General features: G+C 67.0%; 2 protein-coding genes. Both read right to left on the bottom strand.

Going from position 1 to position 2,077, the window contains the following annotated elements; translation table 11 throughout:
• On the bottom strand, window positions 1-980 hold a 980-nt coding region (gene secF / locus ON39_RS20155; RefSeq protein ID WP_083894565.1), incomplete at its 3' end, for a protein translocase subunit SecF.
• A 5-nt stretch (window positions 981-985) separates the two neighbouring features.
• Window positions 986-2,077: protein translocase subunit SecD (secD, locus tag ON39_RS20160; RefSeq protein WP_040736592.1), on the bottom strand; the 1,092-nt coding region annotated here is incomplete at its 5' end.

Here is a 2,077-nt window from a genome sequence, read left to right on the forward strand (position 1 = left end):
AAGAAGATCGAGGAGTAGGTGCCGACCAGCAGGCCGACCAGCTGCACCAGCGCCAGGTCCTTGAGCGTGCCGACGCCGAGCATCCAGACCGCGATCACCATCAGGCCGACGATCGGCAGGATGCCGATGAGCGCGGTGTTGATGGAGCGCATCAGGGTCTGGTTCACCGCGAGGTTGGCCTGCTCACCATAGGTGCGACGGTTCAGATGCAGGATGCCCCTGGTGTTCTCCTCGACCTTGTCGAACACGACGACCGAGTCGTACAGCGAGAAGCCGAGGATGGTCAGGATGCCGATCACGGTCGCCGGGCTCACCTCGAAGCCGACGATCGAGTACACGCCCGCGGTGACGGTGACGTCGAAGACGAGCGCGGCCAGCGCGGCGATCGCCATGTGCGGTTCGAACCGGACGGCGATGTAGACGGCCACCAGCACCAGGAACACCGCGAGCGCGATGAGCGCCTTGCGGGTGATCTGACTGCCCCAGGTCTCGCTCACGTCCGAGGCGCTGATCGCGGAGCGGTTCGGGTTGCCGTCCTTGTCCTTGGGCTGGAACTTGGTGAACAGCGCCTCGTTGAGCGTGTTGACCTGCTCGGTGTTCAACGCCTCGGAGCGGATCAGGATGGTGGCGTTGCCGCCGTTGCCGACGGTCTGCACCGAGACGGGGTCGGTGCCGATCGCGGAGCGGTAGACGTCCTCGACCTGGCTGGTGCTCGCGCCCTGGGCCGGGAACTGGATCCGCGAGCCGCCCTCGAAGTCGATGCCGAAGTTGAAGCCGCGGAAGATCATGCTGGCCAACGAGATCAGGATGATCGTCGCGGTGATCGCGTACCACATCCGGCGCTTGCCGATGACGTCGATGGCGCCGGTGCCGGTGTAGAGCCGGTTGAAGAAGCCGTGCTTGGGCGGCTCGGGCACCGCGGCGAAGACGTCGGTGGTCTCGGCCGGGTTGGTGGACGAGGTGCTCGTGTTGTTGGTCATCTCGTTCACGCCTTCCCGAGTGCGGCCTCGGCCGCCTTCCGCTCGCGCGCGACCTGCTGGATCGCACCGAGCCCGTTGACCGACGGTTTGGCCCAGTAGTTCGTGCGCGAGGCGAGCAGCACCAGCGGCGAGGTCACCAGGAACACCACGACGACGTCGAGCACGGTGGTGAGGCCGAGGGTGAACGCGAAGCCCTTCACCTGGCCGACGGCGAGGATGTAGAGCACCGCGGCGGCGATGAAGCTGACCGCGTTGCCCGACAGGATGGTCCGGCGGGCCCGCTGCCAGCCGCGCGGGGCGGCGGAGCGGAAGCTGCGGCCCTCGCGCATCTCGTCCTTGATGCGTTCGAAGAACACCACGAACGAGTCGGCGGTCATGCCGATGCCGATGATCAGACCGGCGATGCCGGCCAGGTCGAGGGTGAACCCGATCCATCTGCCGAGCAGCACCATGATGCCGTAGACCGCGAAACCCGATGCCACCAAGGACAATCCGGTGACGAACCCGAGCATGCGGTAGTACGCCAGGCAGTAGAGCAGCACGACGACCAGGCCCACCGCGCCGGCGAGCAGACCCGCCTTCAGCGAGGACAGCCCCAGCGTCGCCGACACCGTCTCGGCCTCGGAGGTCTGGAACGACAGCGGCAGCGAGCCGTACTTCAGCGTGTTCGCCAGTTCCTTGGCGCTCGCGGCGGTGAAGTTGCCCGAGATCTGGGTGCGGCCGCCCTGCTGCGGTCCCTGCTGCACGACCGGCGCGCTGACCACCTTGGTGTCGAGCACGAACGCGACCCGCTTCTGCACGTACTCGCCGGTGAGCGTGGCCCACGCGTCGCTGCCGCCGGACTTGAACTCCAGGTAGACCTCGTGCCGCGCCTGCTGGGTGTTCAGGCCCGAGCTCGCGCTCTTGATCTCCTGGCCGTCGATGCGGCTCTTGTCGAGCAGCAGGATCTCCTGGCCGTCGGTGGAGCAGGCGACCAGCGGCAGGTTCGGATCGTCGTTGCCCTGCAACGGATCCTGCTTGGTGCAGTCCAGTGTGGCCATCGCGGCCTGCTGGACGGTCGGGTCGGTGCTCTGCCTGGTGGCCTTGGCGTCCTGAAT

It is taken from the genome of Nocardia tenerifensis NBRC 101015 (assembly GCF_000308715.1).
GTDB lineage: Bacteria > Actinomycetota > Actinomycetes > Mycobacteriales > Mycobacteriaceae > Nocardia > Nocardia tenerifensis.